This is a genomic window from Pseudomonas tremae, from assembly GCF_023278125.1.
Taxonomy (GTDB): Bacteria; Pseudomonadota; Gammaproteobacteria; order Pseudomonadales; family Pseudomonadaceae; genus Aquipseudomonas; species Aquipseudomonas tremae.
The window spans coordinates 3,289,864-3,307,626 of record NZ_CP066270.1 but is presented as its reverse complement, the minus strand read 5'-3'; the positions used below and the strand labels follow the sequence as shown (position 1 = coordinate 3,307,626).

Annotated in this window: 26 protein-coding genes and 1 pseudogene; 11 read left to right on the top strand and 16 right to left on the bottom strand. The window is 54.8% G+C overall.

The window, feature by feature from the left end:
• Window positions 1-42 precede the first annotated feature (42 nt).
• Complete coding sequence (gene dacB / locus I9H09_RS15150) at window positions 43-1,509, bottom strand: D-alanyl-D-alanine carboxypeptidase/D-alanyl-D-alanine endopeptidase (protein WP_005897518.1); 1,467 nt, start codon at window positions 1,507-1,509, stop codon at window positions 43-45.
• A 314-nt stretch (window positions 1,510-1,823) separates the two neighbouring features.
• Here dacB and I9H09_RS15145 point away from each other — a divergent pair, with 314 nt between their 5' ends.
• Complete coding sequence (locus tag I9H09_RS15145) at window positions 1,824-2,168, top strand: YggL family protein (RefSeq protein WP_005732557.1); 345 nt, start codon at window positions 1,824-1,826, stop codon at window positions 2,166-2,168.
• An 80-nt stretch (window positions 2,169-2,248) separates the two neighbouring features.
• On the opposite strand, the gene I9H09_RS15140 is transcribed toward I9H09_RS15145, so the two are convergent.
• From I9H09_RS15140 to I9H09_RS15125, 4 genes are all read right to left on the bottom strand, one after another.
• A complete protein-coding gene (locus I9H09_RS15140) occupies window positions 2,249-2,818 on the bottom strand; it encodes a response regulator (RefSeq protein WP_122323680.1) in 570 nt (189 codons plus the stop codon).
• Window positions 2,819-2,911: 93 nt separating this feature from the next.
• Window positions 2,912-4,015, bottom strand: a complete 1,104-nt coding sequence (locus tag I9H09_RS15135) for a phage integrase Arm DNA-binding domain-containing protein (RefSeq protein ID WP_122347260.1) — start codon at window positions 4,013-4,015, stop codon at window positions 2,912-2,914.
• Entirely contained in the window at window positions 3,996-4,238 is a 243-nt protein-coding gene (locus tag I9H09_RS15130) for an excisionase (protein WP_024671456.1), read from the bottom strand. Before I9H09_RS15130 ends, I9H09_RS15135 begins: the two co-directional genes overlap by 20 nt.
• Before the next feature lie 36 nt (window positions 4,239-4,274).
• Entirely contained in the window at window positions 4,275-4,772 is a 498-nt protein-coding gene (locus I9H09_RS15125) for a hypothetical protein (protein ID WP_122347259.1), read from the bottom strand.
• 124 nt (window positions 4,773-4,896) lie between these two features.
• Here I9H09_RS15125 and I9H09_RS15120 point away from each other — a divergent pair, with 124 nt between their 5' ends.
• The gene (locus I9H09_RS15120) at window positions 4,897-5,109 is read left to right on the top strand and encodes a hypothetical protein (protein WP_005897532.1); all 213 of its coding nucleotides are present in this window, start codon (window positions 4,897-4,899) and stop codon (window positions 5,107-5,109) included.
• Window positions 5,110-5,278: 169 nt separating this feature from the next.
• Here I9H09_RS15120 and I9H09_RS15115 read toward each other — a convergent pair whose 3' ends face one another.
• Window positions 5,279-5,959, bottom strand: coding sequence for a hypothetical protein (locus tag I9H09_RS15115; protein ID WP_122347258.1), 681 nt, complete (start codon window positions 5,957-5,959; stop codon window positions 5,279-5,281).
• On the bottom strand, window positions 5,956-6,270 hold the full coding sequence (locus I9H09_RS15110) for a hypothetical protein (RefSeq protein ID WP_122347257.1): 315 nt from the start codon (window positions 6,268-6,270) through the stop codon (window positions 5,956-5,958). The genes I9H09_RS15115 and I9H09_RS15110 overlap by 4 nt, the downstream gene beginning before the upstream one ends.
• A gap of 256 nt (window positions 6,271-6,526) precedes the next feature.
• Here I9H09_RS15110 and I9H09_RS15105 point away from each other — a divergent pair, with 256 nt between their 5' ends.
• Window positions 6,527-6,805, top strand: a complete 279-nt coding sequence (locus I9H09_RS15105; RefSeq protein ID WP_122347256.1) for a hypothetical protein — start codon at window positions 6,527-6,529, stop codon at window positions 6,803-6,805.
• A 154-nt stretch (window positions 6,806-6,959) separates the two neighbouring features.
• Here the strand turns inward: I9H09_RS15105 and I9H09_RS15100 are convergent, their stop codons facing one another.
• Complete coding sequence (locus I9H09_RS15100) at window positions 6,960-7,742, bottom strand: DUF2786 domain-containing protein (RefSeq protein ID WP_122347255.1); 783 nt, start codon at window positions 7,740-7,742, stop codon at window positions 6,960-6,962.
• Window positions 7,743-7,826: 84 nt separating this feature from the next.
• Here I9H09_RS15100 and I9H09_RS15095 point away from each other — a divergent pair, with 84 nt between their 5' ends.
• On the top strand, window positions 7,827-8,042 hold the full coding sequence (locus tag I9H09_RS15095) for a hypothetical protein (protein ID WP_024691619.1): 216 nt from the start codon (window positions 7,827-7,829) through the stop codon (window positions 8,040-8,042).
• A gap of 9 nt (window positions 8,043-8,051) precedes the next feature.
• On the opposite strand, the gene I9H09_RS15090 is transcribed toward I9H09_RS15095, so the two are convergent.
• Window positions 8,052-9,188: a DNA-methyltransferase gene (locus I9H09_RS15090; RefSeq protein ID WP_122347254.1), complete on the bottom strand. Its 1,137-nt coding sequence runs from the start codon at window positions 9,186-9,188 to the stop codon at window positions 8,052-8,054.
• Window positions 9,189-9,267: 79 nt separating this feature from the next.
• Between I9H09_RS15090 and I9H09_RS15085 the strand changes: the two genes are divergently transcribed.
• Window positions 9,268-9,456: a hypothetical protein gene (locus tag I9H09_RS15085; RefSeq protein WP_053480306.1), complete on the top strand. Its 189-nt coding sequence runs from the start codon at window positions 9,268-9,270 to the stop codon at window positions 9,454-9,456.
• Here I9H09_RS15085 and I9H09_RS15080 read toward each other — a convergent pair.
• Complete coding sequence (locus tag I9H09_RS15080; RefSeq protein ID WP_122347253.1) at window positions 9,453-10,091, bottom strand: hypothetical protein; 639 nt, start codon at window positions 10,089-10,091, stop codon at window positions 9,453-9,455. The two genes, I9H09_RS15085 and I9H09_RS15080, sit on opposite strands and share 4 nt — an antisense overlap.
• A 105-nt stretch (window positions 10,092-10,196) precedes the next feature.
• Here I9H09_RS15080 and I9H09_RS15075 point away from each other — a divergent pair, with 105 nt between their 5' ends.
• Together I9H09_RS15075 and I9H09_RS15070 are read left to right on the top strand one after the other, a co-directional pair.
• Window positions 10,197-10,424, top strand: coding sequence for a hypothetical protein (locus tag I9H09_RS15075; protein ID WP_147468048.1), 228 nt, complete (start codon window positions 10,197-10,199; stop codon window positions 10,422-10,424).
• Window positions 10,425-10,567: 143 nt separating this feature from the next.
• Window positions 10,568-11,730 (top strand): IS3 family transposase gene (locus I9H09_RS15070; protein WP_122346372.1). Its coding sequence is split into 2 segments (ribosomal slippage): window positions 10,568-10,823 and window positions 10,823-11,730, totalling 1,164 coding nucleotides; the frame shifts between segments, so codons are not numbered across the junction.
• Here I9H09_RS15070 and I9H09_RS15065 read toward each other — a convergent pair.
• From I9H09_RS15065 to I9H09_RS15055, 3 genes and pseudogenes are all read right to left on the bottom strand, one after another.
• A complete protein-coding gene (locus I9H09_RS15065; protein ID WP_283108487.1) occupies window positions 11,723-11,947 on the bottom strand; it encodes a hypothetical protein in 225 nt (74 codons plus the stop codon). The two genes, I9H09_RS15070 and I9H09_RS15065, sit on opposite strands and share 8 nt — an antisense overlap.
• Before the next feature lie 113 nt (window positions 11,948-12,060).
• Window positions 12,061-12,828 carry a papain-like cysteine protease family protein gene (locus I9H09_RS26920; protein WP_268949059.1) on the bottom strand — a complete coding sequence of 256 codons (768 nt, stop codon included), beginning with the start codon at window positions 12,826-12,828 and terminating at the stop codon, window positions 12,061-12,063.
• Window positions 12,829-12,919: 91 nt separating this feature from the next.
• A pseudogene (locus I9H09_RS15055) lies at window positions 12,920-13,264 on the bottom strand (hypothetical protein).
• Between the two features lie 450 nt (window positions 13,265-13,714).
• Between I9H09_RS15055 and I9H09_RS15050 the strand changes: the two are divergent.
• Window positions 13,715-14,230, top strand: a complete 516-nt coding sequence (locus I9H09_RS15050; RefSeq protein ID WP_268949060.1) for a hypothetical protein — start codon at window positions 13,715-13,717, stop codon at window positions 14,228-14,230.
• A gap of 40 nt (window positions 14,231-14,270) precedes the next feature.
• Here I9H09_RS15050 and I9H09_RS15045 read toward each other — a convergent pair whose 3' ends face one another.
• Window positions 14,271-15,251, bottom strand: coding sequence for an IS5 family transposase (locus I9H09_RS15045; RefSeq protein WP_105223850.1), 981 nt, complete (start codon window positions 15,249-15,251; stop codon window positions 14,271-14,273).
• A 48-nt stretch (window positions 15,252-15,299) separates the two neighbouring features.
• On the opposite strand from I9H09_RS15045, the gene xopAH reads away from it, so the two are divergent.
• The 3 genes from xopAH to I9H09_RS15030 all read left to right on the top strand — a co-directional run bounded on the left by xopAH (window position 15,300) and on the right by I9H09_RS15030 (window position 16,845).
• The gene (xopAH, locus tag I9H09_RS15040; RefSeq protein WP_248972575.1) at window positions 15,300-15,872 is read left to right on the top strand and encodes a XopAH/AvrB family type III secretion system effector; all 573 of its coding nucleotides are present in this window, start codon (window positions 15,300-15,302) and stop codon (window positions 15,870-15,872) included.
• A gap of 480 nt (window positions 15,873-16,352) precedes the next feature.
• Window positions 16,353-16,607: a hypothetical protein gene (locus I9H09_RS27225; RefSeq protein WP_183142448.1), complete on the top strand. Its 255-nt coding sequence runs from the start codon at window positions 16,353-16,355 to the stop codon at window positions 16,605-16,607.
• Between the two features lies 1 nt (window position 16,608).
• On the top strand, window positions 16,609-16,845 hold the full coding sequence (locus tag I9H09_RS15030) for a hypothetical protein (protein ID WP_122347110.1): 237 nt from the start codon (window positions 16,609-16,611) through the stop codon (window positions 16,843-16,845).
• Here the strand turns inward: I9H09_RS15030 and I9H09_RS15025 are convergent.
• Both I9H09_RS15025 and I9H09_RS15020 read right to left on the bottom strand, forming a co-directional pair.
• A complete protein-coding gene (locus I9H09_RS15025; RefSeq protein ID WP_235662947.1) occupies window positions 16,811-17,359 on the bottom strand; it encodes a hypothetical protein in 549 nt (182 codons plus the stop codon). The two genes, I9H09_RS15030 and I9H09_RS15025, sit on opposite strands and share 35 nt — an antisense overlap.
• Window positions 17,360-17,599 carry a hypothetical protein gene (locus tag I9H09_RS15020; protein WP_235662948.1) on the bottom strand — a complete coding sequence of 80 codons (240 nt, stop codon included), beginning with the start codon at window positions 17,597-17,599 and terminating at the stop codon, window positions 17,360-17,362. It abuts the gene before it with no gap.
• Window positions 17,600-17,763 lie beyond the last annotated feature (164 nt).

The window sequence follows — 17,763 nt, the reverse complement described above, 5'->3', positions numbered from 1 at the left end:
CGCTGCGAAAGCGGGCCTTCATGACGCAGGCAGGGACGTTATTTATTGCTGGATCGAGACCGTCGTGCTGGCAAGCTTCGGCTGGCGATACAGGTCGATCAATACTTCATCCAGTATCGAAGACGCGCCGAACGGACGCGGATCGTTGAGGATAGCCACGACCGCCCAGGTATTGCCATTGCTGTCGCGGCTGAAACCGGCGATGGCTCGCACGGTGTTCAGGGTGCCGGTCTTGATATGCGCCTCGCCCAGCAGAGGGGTGCGTTTGAGACGTTTGCGCATAGTGCCGTCAAGCCCGGCCAGCGGCATCGAGCTCATGAACTCGGCGGCATACGGGCTGCGCCAGGCAGCTTGCAGAATAATCGCCATTTCACGTGCGCTGACTCGCTCCGCGCGGGAAAGCCCCGAGCCGTTTTCCATCACCAGATGCGGCGCGGTGATACCCTTTTTCGCCAGCCACTGACGAATTACGCGTTGTGCGGCCTTGCCGTCGTCGCCGTCCGCGTCATTACGAAACTCTTCTCCCAGGCTGAGGAACAGCTGCTGGGCCATGGTGTTGTTGCTGAATTTGTTGATGTCGCGGATAACTTCCGCCAGGTCCGGCGAAAAAGCCTTGGCCAGCAGTTTGGTGTTGGCAGGTACTACGCCAACCCGATCCTTGCCCAGAATGGTGCCGCCCAGCTCCTGCCAGATAGCCCGCACTGCGCCAGCCGCGTAAGCCGGGTGATCCAGCAGCGAGAGATAGGTCTGGGAGTTGCAGCCATTACCCAGTTGACCTGTCACGGTCACGTTCACGCTGCCGTCAGCCTGGGTCACCGGGTTGTAGCGAACGTCTCCGCTGCACTGCTTCGAAGCGCTGGCCTTTACCTGATTGTCGATGTGGATTGTGGCAATGGGCGGTTCGACGGAGACCAGAATCTTGCCATCATCGTTTCGGGTCACGAAGCGCAGGGCCTTGAGGTTGACCATCAGCGCGTCGGGTTTGACCAGAAACGGCTTGTTGGTGTCGTTGCCGTCATCGTTGAACACTGGCAATTGCGGCTGCACGAAATGGCTGCGGTCGAGGATCAGGTCACCGGTCACCTGCTGCACCCCGTTGGCCCGCAGGTCACGCATCAGCAACCAGAGTTTTTCCATGTTGAGCTTTGGATCACCGCCGCCCTTGAGGTACAGATTGCCGCGCAACACGCCGTTGCTGAGGGTGCCATCGGTAAAGAATTCGGTTTTCCACTGGTGCGTAGGGCCGAGTATTTCCAGCGCCGCATAGGTGGTGATCAACTTCATGGTGGAAGCCGGGTTTACCGACACATCGGCATTGAAGACTGTCGGTGTACCTGGGCCGTTGAGCGGCAGCATAACCAGCGAGAGCGCATCATCGCCGAGTTTGCTGGCTTTCAAGGCCTGTTGAACCTTGGGGGGTAGCGTGGTGTTGACGACGGCAGCGTAGGAGGGCAGGGCCAGTGGCAAAAAAAGCGAGGCGAGCAACAATGGACGTAACGACTTGATCATTGACTAAAACCCTACTGCAAAGAGGGAGATAAAAAAGAGGGCATGGATGAATTCCCCCGGTAACTGTTCGATAACTATAGTAGTGAATTCGCTGCGGTTTTTTGTAATACATAAAGCTGCGCCGCGAACGAGCGGCATTATGCCCCAAGCGGAACCGGGTTGTGACAGAGGTAGGGCGCGGAATCGCGATTTTTTATCGACCTCGTTCAGCAGTCGCCGACATGCCATGTTCGGATTGCAAACAGCAATTGTCGGGCTTTTAAAACGCCAAGCTGGTAAAGTGCCGCCCGATATTTATTGATGAGGATTGTCCCATGGCCACTAACCGCTCCCGCCGTCTGCGCAAAAAACTGTGTGTGGACGAGTTCCAGGAATTAGGTTTTGAACTGAACCTGGACTTCAAGCAAGAGCTGGATGACAAGGCAATCGATGCTTTCCTTGATGCTTTCCTGAAAGAAGCAATGGAAGCAAACGGTCTTGGTTATGTGGGCGGCGACGACTTCGGTCTGGTTTGCCTGAGCAAGCGTGGCTCGGTCAGCGAAGAGCAGCGTGTTGCTGTCGAAGCCTGGCTCAAAGGCCGCAGCGAACTGACAGAAGTCACTGTCAGCCCGCTGATCGACGTCTGGTACCCGGAAAAAGAAATCAACCCGGCCGCCTGATGTGAGGGGAAGCAGGCATAGCCTGCTTCCCCTGCTGTTCCCCGCAATGCCCCCTCCGCTACATTGTCTCCCGGTGTTTCTCAGTCAGGTTTGGCCTGCTGCAGAATTAGTGCATCCTCAAGTTCGATCATCGCCAGCTCGACGGCCTTCTGGCAGAGATGAAACTGCTCATCTGTCACGTCGGCTTCGCATGCCTTCTCTAGTTCGTCACACGCTTCAACCACCCGCGAGGCGCTGATGATGCGGGCTGCGCCCTTGATCCTGTGCGCCAGTTCGACGGTCTTCCCGCGATTGTCTTCCAGTACCAACCTGGCAAGTGACAACCGGTCCTCATGGTTGCTCTGCAGCAATTGGGCGATCAGGCGTTCGACCATCTGCGGGCGGTTGCCGGTCAGGTTGCTGACGCTGTCGAGGCTGAAAGGCAGCGCGGCTGTGCGCCCCAGAGGAGATATCGTGCCTAGTCGCTCGCTGAGCGTCGACAGGCTGATGGGTTTGAACAGGCAGTCGTCCATGCCCGCAGCCAGGCAACGGTCTATCTCGTCTTGCTGGGCATTGGCTGTAAAGCCCCACAGCGGGCAACGGGGTCGGGCTGACGCGCCTTCCAGGGTGCGGATGGCGGACGCCATGTCATAGCCGCTCATGATCGGCATGTTGCAGTCAGGAACACCACGATAGCGTAACTACTTGATTTTAAAGGGAGTAAAATCCTCCCCAAAACTCCCCCAATATATTCCTAAAACGAATTACGCGACGTCGATCCAATCCGACCCGCGACCATCCCTATACATCTCAGTCATCGCTGCGTTGCGGTGACCCAGCAGCTTCTGAGGATCACGGCCTTCTAACGCATGAAGTCGTGCGGCCAAGGATCGCATTTCATGGAAGCTGGGCGGGCTCGTACCTAAGTCAATGCCTAGAGCAGCAGCACCCTTATCCCTGGCTTCGGCAAAGGCCAGCGTCAGAGTATTCAGCTTTACTGGACTCCCTGCTTTTGCGACGGCGACCGTTCTTGTGTGATGCACCAGGTGCTTTGACAGCACTCTGTCCCTGCACATTTTTATTACGCTCGACAGGTCAAGTTCTATTGCCTCAAGCCTGAGGCTGGTGCTGATCCGCAGGCGAGCGCCGGTTTTCGACTGAATGACATGCAAGAAGCCGTCATGCTCATCCTTGAACAGCATCGAGCCGATGTCGTCTCTGCGTTGGCCCGTGAGTAGAGCAAGCTCCATCGCACGCTTCAGCCAAGGTCTGTCAGTCGCAGCGTGAGCTGCTTTCCAGAGTTCGAGACTTAGACGTCCACGCTTCACTTTTGACCTCGCGGCCTTTGTCGCATCGACCGGGTTCAAGTCACACCATCCAGCCGCAATGGCTTCTGTGAATACATCCCTTAGCAGCGACCGCAATGCTTTGGACATTGGCGCTTTACCTGCCTTGGTGAATGTGGCGAGGAACGTCGCGATATCCATTGTCCGAATACTGCGCATGTATTTTTCGCCGAAAGCATTGTTGATGACCTTGAGTCTGCTCTTGATGCTTCTGGTCGTGTGGGCGCTTAAGCCGCGTTCTGTGTAGATCAGGTCGTACTCGCCGAGCCAATCAGCGAATGTGCGGTCATCCACTGCGACTGGCTCTGCGATCCGTTGCGCCAATGTCGGCTTCAGTACGTCTGCATGATTGGCGGCGACAGCTTCCATAATCGCTGCCGCCTTGTCCTTGCCCAGGCCGAACATGCGGCCGGTGACCGGGTCACGGTAGGTGTAGTAGATATGCCCGTTACGCTTATCGGTCTTTCGATACAAGTTAGGCGGTAGGTCTTTTGACCCTGCGTTACGCGGCCTCGGAACCATTTCGTGCACTCTCTATTCGGCTGATCAGGCTTCCGCCCGTAATACGGACAATCGGTTTTTCGGGTTCGCTGTATTGCGCCTCGGCTTCTACATAGTAGCTCCGGCCATGCTTCACAGGTGCTGGCGCTATTCGGCCTTCGCGAGCCCACTTGCGCAGCGTGTTCAGGCTGGGCGGCGTCCGGAACTGGTCGGCCGCCCACTCGTCGAGGGTAACTTTGCTCATGATATTGCTCCGGGCCGCGCTGGGCGGCGGAAGGGGTTATTGAGGCGTCTTGCTCAGCACTGCGTCAGCCACTTTCATGGCTGCCTGCGCGTCGTTGACGTAAGCCGGATCGAAGCCGCCGCAAAGGTGGATGGTCGCCTGGCATGCTCGTAGGTTGTCGCGGTTGAGCTTGAGCGCATACACCAACTCTTCGCGCAGTACCGCCTCTGCGCGGCCGAGGTCATAGAAGCGATGGGCCCAGTGGGCGGGAGGCGGCGGAGTCTTGCCTTGAAAACCAAAACCCATCGCGCCGACCGCAGCGTCCAGAAGATCGCGCTTATAAGCGTTATCGCCGTCGATGCTCAGGCCAGTTCGACGGAGAGCATCAAGAGCGTTGTTCAGATTCGCTTCCGGCGATGGCAGGACCAAGTCGAAGTCGTCACTGCCTGGGCGCACAGCTATCACAACCAGCTCGCAGTCGAGTGGGAGCTGCACAGCAATATCAGGCAGGGCGTTGATTATTGATTCACGAGTGTGATGTTTTGGACTAGCCATAGAAATACCTCGCCCGCCGATGACCGGCAGGCTCTAAATGGAAAGGGGATATTCGGCAGGTGCTATCGATCACTGCTATGGTCCACGCACCCAGCAGGAGCTGGCGCAACACCAAGGAGCGGTCATGGAATGCACCACAACCACGGACGAGGTCTACGGACCGCGCAATGCCAGGCTCGGCAGGCGGGCTATCGACGGCAATGTCTGGTCAGGCAAAAAGATGATCTTCAGAATCATCGATGACCGGGTCTACTCAATGCACGATCAGTACCTGGGCGAGCTCAGGTATGGCATTGCGTCGACTGGCCGGGGGGAGCTGATATTTATCGTGAGGTAGGCGACAACCGCGACCGGCTAGCGTCCAGAGGTGCCGCAACGGCTCCTCACCCAGAGGTTTTGTACTTGCAAACATCCATTGTTTGGATTGGCTTGGCGATTTTCATTGTCATTGTCATGGCAATTGCTGCGGCTTTATTCGCAATTTGGATATTGAATGGCGAATAGAGTCAGCTCTTCACACGCTTGAACTCGACGACCCAGACCCACGGGTTTGCATCCCACGCGCCGACGCCGTTGATTGATTCCCAGAGATCCCGCCATGCGGCGGGATACCAGTCGCGATAATTGGGTGATACGTCGTCACTCGCCAGTTCTGGCGGGCATTCCAAGCCTTCCGCCCGGATGTCACTTCGGGAAATGGCGTGCAGGCGCTCGACCTGTACGTCGGTAATCTCCAGCAGGATGCGGCTCGCTATTCGCGGCATGTGAATGCTGGGTTTCCAAGCGGAACGATCATCCCCGCCACCGTCATCGTCACCCGCCCATGCCGCCTCGCTGTCGGCGCGATAGATGACATGTCCTGAGTAGTAGCCCCGCCCGAAGCGCATTTCGCGAATCTTGGACGCCGGTCGATCGGGCTTCCAATCAATCATGTTTCCATGCTCATCGAAGTCATGACTTATGACGCCCCATGTCTCTCCCACCCATAGCCGGTCGCCCCGCCCGCCATATGGGCACAAGTCGGCATTGCCGGGCAGAGCCAGAAATTCAGGTTCGAAGCCAGCGGCCAAGCAATCCAGCGCTGCTTGCTTCTTTACCTCGCGCCGTGTGACCGTTTTTTGGCCCGACAGGATGGCGCGTACCATCGGCGCGCTGAACAGGATCGGTCTTTCCTTGGGCTGGGTCATGGCGTCACCACCCGCCGTGCCCACTGCACGTATGGGCCATCCTCGGTATCGAAAATTCCGAGCAAGAACCAGTCGTAGGCCGGCGGCTTCTCCGGTTCCCAGCCGAGGCAGTTGGCTGCGCCTTCTTCCCAGTAAGGATGCGATTCAAGTTCGGCATCCATGTGCCAGCCGACCACCTTCAACTGCTGGCCATCAAGCCACGCTTTGTAGGCGGCGTGGTCTTCATCGAAATTCGGGATTCCTGGGTGATACCAGTAGCCGTTCTCGTCGCGAGTGACTTCGACGGGGCCTATCAACGCTTCTTCGGGCATGACTTCGTCCTTGCCGCACACGCGGCTGACATTGAGTTAATTGGTGTAGTTTTGATGAGCGGGATGCGGTGCCGGAAGCATTGGGAATGGAGACGATTTAGCAGCCGCTAACTAAATTAAACTTTGTTCATTTTGCACGCGTTAGATCTTTTTAGAAAAGTCACGCACAGTATTCTCGTAGCAGCTTATATGCTACGCATAATATTAATCATAGGCTCTTACACGTTCTAGCTACTAGAAATTCTGAGGAGATACCATGACTAGCATTACTAAAAAATCTGTTCTGAAAGGGTTTGTTGTGACAACTGTCGCAGTGGTTGGACTGCAAGGCATGGCATTTGCGGCGGCGTCCAAGCCATTAGCTCCTGTGGCCGATGGAAAATACGCGCTTTCGCAGGACGCAGGCAAGAATATCTCCAAGGACTCAAACGCAGCGCCCGTGCAGGTAGCAGCAGGTAAGGCGATTTCAGCCAATCCGCGTAATGCGCCGGATCCTGAGGATCCTTGCTATGTTTACCCATACATCTGCGGCTGAAGCTATCGCAACTAAAACTGCTGCCGCAAAATAAGATTTGCGGTAGCAGTTTAGTTTGGCGAGCATTCGCCATAAGAGATTGATCATGTAATGGCTCCGCATAGGCGTCAGTCTTTCGAGGCGCGCCGTGAATTGCGTGATGGGTAGCCTGGGGTCAGGCGGTGGCAGGCAGGGCGGGCGCATGCTCGGCGCCGTTGGCCAAGCCTGCATGCAAGTCGACCTTGGTGCCGGCCAGCATCCCGGCTATCTGGGCGTTGAGGTCGAGCTCTGCCTCTCTGACCTTCCTGGCTTTGCCGATCTGCTTGTCTGCGAGGTAGCTATCGATCAACGCTTGGTGCTGGGCCTCTACTGCTACCAGCCCCTGTCCTGCGCTTTGGTGTTCTGGCGTTGTCGGGTCTTCACCACGCGGCACAAGCTCTTGCAACTTGCTCTCAACTGCGAACACCCAGGCTATGGCGAAGTGATCGCCGGCAGTGGAGGCGGAATAGTTGCTCCGGAACTTGCCGGCACGAACCCCGGAAACGTAAGCGTTCCGAGCCTGCGTCAGCTTCGCAAGAAGAGTTTCGTAGGCGTAGAGAGCGATGTGTTGTGCAGGGCTCACTCCCACAAACTTGGCACGCTCGACGCGGTTCTTTTTGGTCTCGCACCAATGGGTGAAACGCAGGGCCTTGACGTTAAAAACCTTGGCCACAACTGCGCTCAGCTGTTGATCCCATAACGGGCGGCGCGCAGCTCGCGACATGGACGACTTAGCCTCACCGACGTCGCTCACCTTTACGTCAGTCTCGCTCAAGTGATACTCACGCATCAGCGCCTGTGCCTGGCGCATCGCCGTGGCGGCTTCGTTTTCATTCGAGCTTTGCGAAAGCGCCAGGCAATGCTTGATCTTGCGGATAGCCCGCTCGAGCTTTTTCGGATCGATCTGTTTTTCGGACATGGTTCATCCTCGCCGGGGTGGCGTGAGTCGTTGAAGTGGGGTATTGGTGGTTGCCCGGCAAGAAGCCGGTTAAAGGAGATTCGAATGTCACAAGAAGCGAAGGTCATTGCTTTGGAGCACTTGGTTTTAACGCTACTCGAAGATATGAAGGTCAGATCCGGCAGCCATCCTGAGGCGCTGGTTGAAAGAGCGATCAGCTCTATAAGGTCTTCGAGTTATCCCGGCGATGAGGAGCGCATGCAAGCGGCTGTTGGCGCCCTGAAGGATCTGTGGACGCTCGTCGGGGCAAAGAAGCCTTAATCGTCTGATTCATGCGGCTGGCTCTGCGTCATGAAACACATCCATTTGTGCCGCTCCGTCCGCCCAAGCCGCGTCGGTTCGAGCACGGGCTAATGCCGCATACCCTGGGTTCAGCTCGCAGATTATTGACCTGCGACCTTCCTGCATCGAAACCAGCGACGTGGTACCGGCGCCGCCGAATGGGTCCAGCACCACACCGCCGCGCGGCGCGCCGGCCAGAATGCAGGGCCTGATCAGGTCGGGTGGAAAGGTGGCGAAGTGGGCTTCCTTGAATGCGTGGGTCGCCACGGTCCAGACGCTGCGCTTGTTGCGCGTCGCTGTGTCGTAGGCGCTTTCATCCCGGTCAGGCCGGTGCGTGCCTTTTGACTGGCCGGGAATCGCTGCTTCGCGCTTCGAATCGTCGCGCTTGAAGCTGTCCCGCCGCTTCCGTTCAGCACCATCCTTGTGAAAGGCCCCGTGGCCACCTTCGCCGGTGGAAGTGTCCCAGCCGGTCGGCACAGTTACGCGTGGTTTCGGTACCACGTCGAATCCGTGACCAAATCCAACGCCAGAAGGTGTTGGGCCATATGCTGCCGGCTCTCTGATGGCCTGCATTTCGCAGTGGTACCGACGCGACTTGCTGAGCAGAAACAGGTATTCGTGAGCTTTGGTGCAGCGGTCGCGCGTCGACTCCGGCATAGGGTTCGGCTTGTGCCATATGATGTCCTGCCGCAAATACCAGCCGTCGTCCTGCAGCGCGAAGGCCAGACGCCAGGGCATGCCCATCAAGTCTTTCGGCTTGTACTCGGCATGTGTCGTCGCTTTCGATTTGCGCTGGCTCGCCATCACCTGGCGCTGGCTGATCGTCGAAACACCGACGCCCATGTCGTCCCGGCCGTGCGCGCCCCAGCTGCCGGCGTAGCTGTCACCCATGTTTACCCAAATCGTGCCGTCAGCGCGGAGCACCCGGCGCACTTCCCGGAACACGTCGACCAATCGGGCGATGAACTCAGCGGGCGTTTCCTCAAGGCCTATCTGGCCTTCGACGCCATAGTCACGCAGACCGTAGTAGGGCGGGCTGGTCACGCACGTATGCACGCTTTCATCTGGCAGCGTGCGCATCATGTCGATGCAGTCGCCTACCAGTATCTGGTGGAGCTGGCTCATAATCGATTCCGAAGGGTGGCGTGAGTCGTTGAAATTGAGGTATTAGAGATTTTTACAACCAGCTTGGTAGGGCACCGTCATGACTTTAAAAAGTGATACAGAAGCGCTTGAGGCGATCGCGGAAGAAGCCGAGATATTGAATCTGCTTCTAGAAAACTTCAAAGGCCCAAACCATGCCGAACTACTCGCCCTCGTTCGACAGATCATTGCAATAGCGCGCTACCGCGAAGCGCTGGGTAACGTTGAGAGTTTTCAGCGCAATGGTTAGGCAGCCCGCTGTTCAAATATAAAGAGGTCCCACGCTACTTTATCGACGGCGCAGACCCACCAAGTCAGCTCTGTACTGTTTTCCGTGTCGCTGACTGATCCGCCGTACTGAGCGCCAGGGAAAGTAAATTTTCCGCTGTTTGCGCAATAGGGGTAGCCGCCAGTGAATCCGGTAAAAGTAACTCCCGGCTGGGCATCGGCAGCAGCGGCCTTGAATGCCTCAAACTTGGCGTTACGTGCACTGACTTCCGCGTCGTGCCCGCTCTTGCACTCTACTGAGCAGTACACAACACGGCCATCGAAAACCAGATCCAGTGGAATATCAGTATCTGTTTCTTCGTCCCATCTGCATGCATCGCTGTCGCAGCGGGTGCCGCAGTGATTGCAATCGAACCACCAGCCCGCATCGATGTAGGCCTGAGCGGGGATGTAACGCAGGCCAGCATATTGGTCGGCCCATTGCGCGCGACGGCAAGACACACCACTGAAGTCGGTGCCTATCTCGTTAGCACCCTGTCGGCGTGCGGCGGCGTTCGACGTAGCGAACTGAATGGTCGACTCTTCCGGGTCATTGGTTTCGACCGAGTACGCCAACACCTTGCGGTGCTTTTTGTCTGCGGAGGGTGACTTGCTCATGGCAATCTCCATGCATGCGCCGCCCTCCGTGTCCGGTGGTGGCAAATTGGTTGGGGGTGAGCTATAGATGATGACCGGCATGGGGCCGGACCATAGGGGTGTCAGATGAGTTTCAGTGAAAAGCCGCAAAACGATTTGGAACAGTTACTTGCTTATGGTGGGGGTGTTGAGATATCGGCTTCTAACAGGACGCCTAACCAACTTAATTCCCTTGCCGCCTACGCAGAAGTGGGCGGCGGACAGCTTTGCATCACTGATTCATCAGGGTTGAGCAATGATATTCTTTATGAAATTGCAGCTTTTGGAAAAGGACATGTTTTGTTCAAAGACTGATAACTGTGAACAGAGGCGAATAGTTTTCTTCTTGTGAAATCTATTCGACTCACCTTCGGTGAATTCTTTTTGGCGGAATGTAGTGGTCTAATGATTCCGGACACTCATTTAGGCGAGAATATCGCCAGATATAGAGGTGTCTGATGACCAAGCAACGCCGTACCTTCTCCGCTGAATTCAAACGTGAGGCCGCAGGCCTCGTGCTCGATCAAGGTTATAGCCATGTCGAAGCTTCTCGCTCGCTTGGAGTGGTCGAGTCTGCGCTGCGTCGCTGGGTTAGCCAGCTCCAGCAGGAGCGCAATGGCGTGACGCCTCAGAGCAAAGCCCTGACGCCCGAGCAGCAGAAAATTCAGGAGCTGGAAGCGCGCATCGCTCGTCTTGAGCGGGAGAAATCCATTTTAAAAAAGGCTACCGCGCTCTTGATGTCGGAAGAACACGAGCGCTTGCGCTGATCGATCAGCTAGGTGCCCATGAGCCGATCGAATTGCTGTGCGAGATGTTCGAGACACCTCGCTCGTGCTACTACGACCATTGCCAGCGGCGTCGGGCTCCAGACACCGAGCGGGTTCGTTTACTCAGTCGAGTCAATGAGCTGTTCGGGCAAAGTCGAAGCGCTGCTGGCAGCCGCAGTATCGTTTCGGTATTGCAGGAAGATGGCGAGCAAATTGGCCGGTTCAAGGTACGTGGCCTGATGCGGGAACTGGGATTAATCAGCAAGCAACCTGGCTCTCATGCTTATAAAAAAGCAACAGTGGAGAGGCCTGACATTCCGAACATTTTGAATCGGCAGTTCGATGTACCCGCGCCCAATCAGGTTTGGTGTGGCGACATCACCTACATCTGGGCGCAAGGAAAATGGCATTACCTGGCGGTGGTTATGGATCTTTATGCGCGTCGGGTGGTGGGCTGGGCGTTTTCAAACAAACCGGACACGGACTTGGTCATCAAGGCGCTGGACATGGCTTATGAGCAACGCGGCAAGCCTCAGGGCCTGCTGTTTCACTCAGATCAGGGCTCCCAATATGGGAGCCGACAGTTTCGCCAGCGGCTTTGGCGATACCGCATGCGCCAGAGCATGAGTCGCCGAGGTAATTGCTACGACAACTCGCCGATGGAGCGTGTATTCCGCAGCTTGAAAACCGAGTGGATACCCGCCGTGGGCTACATGACGGCCCAAGAGGCACAGCGGGATATCAGTCATTATCTGATGCATCGCTACAACTGGGTTCGGCCACACCAGTTCAATAATGGACTGGCACCCGCTCAGTACGAGAAAAAACTTAACGTCGTGTCCGGGATCAGTTGACCACTACAAGCATGCGTTGAGTGCGTTCATAGAGATTGTTGTAGCGACCTCTCAGATCTTGAGATGCTCGATGATTAATGAAGTAATTCTGTTCTCTAGTTAGACCAGAAGAGTCCGCCAATTGGTGTCTGACGCTCAGAAATTGACTGGCGGTAACGTGATTGGATGTATCCGAGTTGTTGCCAAGTCGGTCTGGTGAGTTCACCTGATGGGCCATTGATGAGCCGCCTACACAGAAGTTTCCCATTGGTATATACCCTCTTTAGCGCAGTGTTTATCACAGCAGTTAGTTGCTGCGGTCTGACTTTTCAGACAAATCCATAGGGCGACTTACCGATAGAGCATTGCGTGTGGGACCTGCCACGCTAGACGTTGGTTGAATTCGCTAATTGGCATCATAAAGTTAGGTCCATGACGAGGATCGTGGAAAATTATTTTAGAGGAAGCTGGATCGACACCTGTAAGAACTGACATATGCCAACTGTTACTTGGAGTCTGCCACCCAAAAATAATTGGGCCATGCCTGTAGAGAAGTTCCCCTAGTTCTTCGTGTGAAAATTCCCTGTTGGCGGGTAGGTCTACCCTAGATAAACCTTCGTTCTGGATGAACTGCTCCACATCAGAGAAATCCTGGAGCTGGCCGTGGCCGGAACGCGGACTGTAGAGCTCTGGCAATCCTAACCGTGGGCCCGCCTCGACAGAGTGTCCAACCATCCTTGCACAGGCATACCAGCATCCCATTCGCTCATTTCCTTGGGGAACGAAGGGTACGTGTTCTAGATGGAACGACGGGCACTCGGCCGGTTCGGAATTCACATTTGAGCGTTCCACATGGGAACTTGAACTTCCGGACTCGTGTCTAGATGATTTTTTCTTAAAGAATCCTCCAAAGGCAGGTGGCTCTATCTTTTCTCTTCCTAATATTGTCTTGGTGGCAAGTAATGCACGATCTTCATGATTGGCTGCACTAGTTTTTAGTGCTGTTTTTTCGTCTTCAGCAGAATTACTGCTGTTTTGGTTAGGTAACTCTGGCTCCTTAACCGAATGCGCTTCGTTACTGGACGGGATATGGCGTGTCACACTGAGTCCGACTTGCATTTTGCACCTCTGCGGCTTATTGAATGACGAATCAGTGGTCATAGAGGTTAAAATGGTTCCAGCCCTAACTTGGATCCAATACTTCAGGGGCTCACCGATCCTGGCCACCCCATCTTTCCGGGCCGATTCCTGCAACTCTCATAACTTCACGATACTGGTCGATTGCGTACTTCTGGGAGTTGATAGTTTTCCATGAGTCACAAGCGTCGCGCAGGAGGTCGGATATCCGGCTTTCTGCGTCTCTCAGCTTGACCCTGAGTTTGTCACGCTCTAGCGCTGCATCGTTGTGCATGTTGATCAGCTTGGTGACATGTCTCCGATATCGGTCTACCTCATCGCGCAGCAGCCTGTTCTCTTCTGAGATCAGGTGCGCATATTGAGCATCTGCTCCTCCGTGGGGCAGAAAGGCCCAGTCTTCGGCGTAGTCGATGTTCATGATGAGTGATTCTCAACTACTGTATGGGTATACAGTTTTTAGGTGGTTCAGGTTTGGGGAGCGGTGTTCGTCGGCAGAATACAGGAGATTGGACCGGAGAATAGCTTCGATTCGCCATCGTCTTTTTTTCTCACGTGACGACCTACAATCGACTAAACCGCAGGCTGCCTTTGAGAAAAAGCGTCGTAGATATGCGATAGACGTGCCGACCCGTGATATGGGTTTGTTATTTTAATGTGAAATTCTTTTCATCTGGATGCTGTTCTGATTTGGAACTGGCTAAGCGCTTTTGTCCACTCATAGATGGGTAATAAACTATTCGTCAGTGATTGAATTGCAGATATATCAAGCTAAGAATATATGTCTGCGGCTCAATTTTTAAAAAAATCACAGGCAGTTGTAATTTTTTTATTGCTGCTTTAATCGAAATTAACTTAAAGGGAAAGGGGTATGGGTTGTGCATCTTCAAATATGTCGGTTAGTTCGTCTGGGAGTTTTCGAGCAAATAGTCTGAATTCTCCAGATCATTCTAGAGCTGAATACTCTAGTGTGAATTCTACATCGAGATCCCCAAGGTTCGGTGAGCTTAAAGGACCACAAGACAGCCGGTTAACTCAGCATCAACAATCGTTAGTCGGTGTGGCTCGTTGGCCTAGCTCTCATTTTAACAGAGATCATACGCCCTACCAGATGGAATATGGCCAATCTTTTTATCATAAAAGCCGGGAGTTGGGTGCGGCGATTGCCGGGGGGGATGTTAATAGTTTTAGTGAGGCTTGGGACGAGGCGCGTGATTGGAGAAGCGCCAGAGCCGGCAACGACGCGGAGGAATTTTCCAAGATTCGTGATCCCAATCGGGCTCGTGAGTTCATTACGCCTCTTAGGATGCTCCGATCAACTTGCTGCGCAGCGGCGGCGAGTCGCAATTTGCCCGGCACCCAGCGCTATTTGCTGAAAATGGCCTGATGCAGCGCGCGTTGAGGGCGTTTCCGCCCGGTTTTCCGTGTTAAACGCGCAACTCACCCATACCCATCAGCTGTTTTCGAGCCATCCACAGATTCGACAGGGCGAACAGCGTGGTCAGCTGAGCTGTGTTTTTCATCAGCCCACGAAAGCGCACTTTCACGTAGCCAAACTGACGCTTGATTACGCGAAACGGATGCTCGACCTTGGCCCGTGTCTGAGCTTTGCAGTACTCGATCTTGCGCTTGGCCTTGTAGAGCACGCTGCGTTTATTGAGCCTGGAATACGTGCTGCGCCGCGCAGCGATTTGCCAGATGACCTCACGATTTTCATGCTCTTCACGCTTCTCGACACCGGTGTATCCCGCGTCTGCATACACCGCGTTTTCTTCGCCGTGGAGCAGTTCGGCGACCTGCGTGACATCGGCCACATTGGCCGCAGTGCCATGAACATGATGAACCAGGCCCGACTCCGCATCGGCGCCGATATGCGCCTTCATCCCGAAGAAGTATTGGTTACCTTTCTTCGTCTGATGCATCTCGGGATCACGCTTTCCTTCCTCGTTCTTGGTCGAGCAAGGGGCATGAATGATGGTGGCATCGACGATGGTGCCCTGGCGCAGGGACAGGCCTTTCTCTTGCAGATAACCGTTGATGACCGCGAGGATCGCAGGGGCCAGTTGATGCTTTTCCAGCAGGTGCCGGAAGTTCATGATCGTGGTGTCTTCAGGTATCGGGGCGCTCAAGGTCAGGCGTGCAAACTGGCGCATGGGCGTGATTTCGTAGAGCGCTTCTTCCATGGCCGGGTCGCTCAGGGAGAACCAGTTCTGCAACAGATGAATGCGCAGCATGGTTTCCAGAGGATAAGGTTTTCTGCCTCCGCCGGCCTTGGGGTAGAACGGCTCGATCAGGCCCAGTAGACCTGTCCAGGGCACGACCTGATCCATCTCGGCGAGGAAGCGTTCGCGGCGTGTCTGCTTGCGCTTACCGGCATATTCGAAATCGGAAAAGCTCATCTGGCTCATGGGCGGCTCGGATCAGGTGGTCAGGCGTATTTCAGCACATTTGAAGACTTGTTCGGAGATTCCCTTACAGGGCCTTATGAATATATAAAGGACAGGCACGCAAGGCGTAAAGATGCAGAGGTTGGAAGGCCCTCACGTTCACTGCCAAAGAGCAAGGTTTTTAAAATTCACGGAAAAATTGACGGTGAAAACTTCCTGCTTACGTGTATATCGATAAGCACTGATCGTCATGCTGACCGTACGAAAGAACCTTACCCACGCCTGCGCAGAATGGGCATGAATGATATAGGCGAGCCTAATGTGATACTTCATACGGATGCCGAACACATTCCGAGAATTTTGCAGCATGTCGAAGGGCTTTACGGAGTTGCTACTGACGCTACGATACCCGATGCTCATGCGCTAAAGACGCTTGCAGAGATACACTGGTGGGCGGTACATGCAGTACCTGATATGCGTGGAAGTGCAGCAAAAGCCGAATTATGTGTGCGTTCTATCGCTCAAGCAAGAGGTATGGATCTTCCTCCAATGAAACTAGGTATTGTTCCAGACCTGGAGGCGTTAACTATGAATTTGAAAGATTTTGTGAATAGCTATGAGGGTTTTTTTGATCACAGCTGACGGACGTTTCTTCTCTGGTTGCGAAGCATCTGCTCAATGATGTTTCGCTGCCAGTGTTTTGGTCGATCAAATATCTGGGGTACGCTAGGTCTGGATACGTAGTGGTACTTACCGCTACGTTTGCTCACGGTCGCGGTAGTGGCGTAAATACTCAGTAGGGTAACCATTATTACCTTTGAATCAGTTCCGAAATAAAAAGTAGAGTCCCCATTCTACGAGGGCTCCAGAGAAGTTTTCTCGCTTCTATTTCGGAACCAAATATCACTAGAGTCCGCAGCCTGCTTGTGTTTCATAACCGGATTGCAAATCCGCCTACGGCGGTTCGATTCTGACCTCGGCCTCCACTATTCAAAGCCCCGCAGATTAACGTCTGCGGGGTTTTTTATTGGGCGGCGAAAAGTGAGGGGGTCCGAAACTTTCTCACTTTGAGGGCTGCGCGACGGCGCCGATCCGGCTGGAAACGCGCTTCGTTATCTCCTGTTGGGAGTTGCTAAGCACCAGGCTGGCATCTGCGATATCGGTGATCTCGGCCGCGGCTTTCGGCCTGATATCTTTGAATTGAAACTGGTGGATTTCTTTGCGCCGAGCTGGGCGGCAACATTGCGGTGGGCAGCGACATCTATGTGCAAGTCAACTGCGAACGTCATCAAAACCAATCTGGCCGGCGATGTTATCCAAATGGTGTTGGCGGTCGAGCTTATCGGAGAGTTTTGCAGGGGCGGCCTGGAAGGCTGAGTTGACCATCACCAAGTCGGTCGGCGGTGCCTCGACCACCTTTTACTTCCGCTCGATGGACAAGTACCAAGAGCCGTTCACTATGCCGGCCAGCTTCTCCGGGCAGCTGGAAACGCAACGCGGAACGATCGACCTGACTGAAACGGTGATCACCTCACGGATGGGGCTTTACCTGGCCGCTGGCGTGCCGCAGAACTCGATAGTCAAGGTCGCCCAGTTTGGGATTCGCAAGGTTTAGCTGATCGACCTGGGTCGACAGCAATGCTTTCTGCGCGCTTCATTGGCCGGGGAAGCTTGTTCGGGCACTGAGGGTCTTCGATAAAGCCTCGGCCGTCGCAGTGCGTACAATCGTCGCGCACTGCGAACCCATCAAGGCAATGAAGGCATCTGATAAATATCGAGTAGCTGTGGCGCTCCCATAGCGAAACGTAGAACTTGAAATCTCCCTGATCCAAGGCGACGGCGCTCGCATCAATCAGCGCGCGGTACTGATCCTCATCGGTCAGGCGCTGGAGGTTCACTCCGTTGATCTGTCTGGATTGCTCAACCAGTGTCAACGTCTGGCCGGTTTCGGTGTAAATGTAACGACCCTCAAGCACACCGTACCTTTTGTAGTCCCTCATCATGAGATTGTTGCTCTCATCCAGAAAGGCGAAGTGGGCGGCATGGTAGGGCGATTGATCGGCCTCGTGCAGGACGTAACGTGAGTGCAGAAGGCTTCCTACGACGATGCCGCCCGCGTTGTAGGCCAACTAGTCTGATGCCTGGTGGCGCCATTCGTGGTTGCCTTCCTCTGTGAAATGGCAGAAGGCGGCACTGGCCAGCTCGAACATTTCGAAGCGTTCCAGTGGATCGACCAGTCCGCCGGTCTGCATGTCTTCGGCCATGCGTGCCAGAAACCGGTAGGTGACTGCAGGGTTCGTCCATTGCCTCCTGTCATTGAGCCTTTTGTGCCATTCGACCAAGGCTTCTGAGCTGCTGCACTCGTTCATGGGGATGATTCTCAATTGCTGTATATGCATACAGTATTCGAGTCGTTCAGGTTTGGGGAGTGGTGTTCGTCGGCAGGACGCCGGGGGAGGGATAGTTGCGTGCGCTTTCCTTCTAAATCTTCCCCAAAACGCAACCATAAACATCTGATTTCATTGGGATAGTA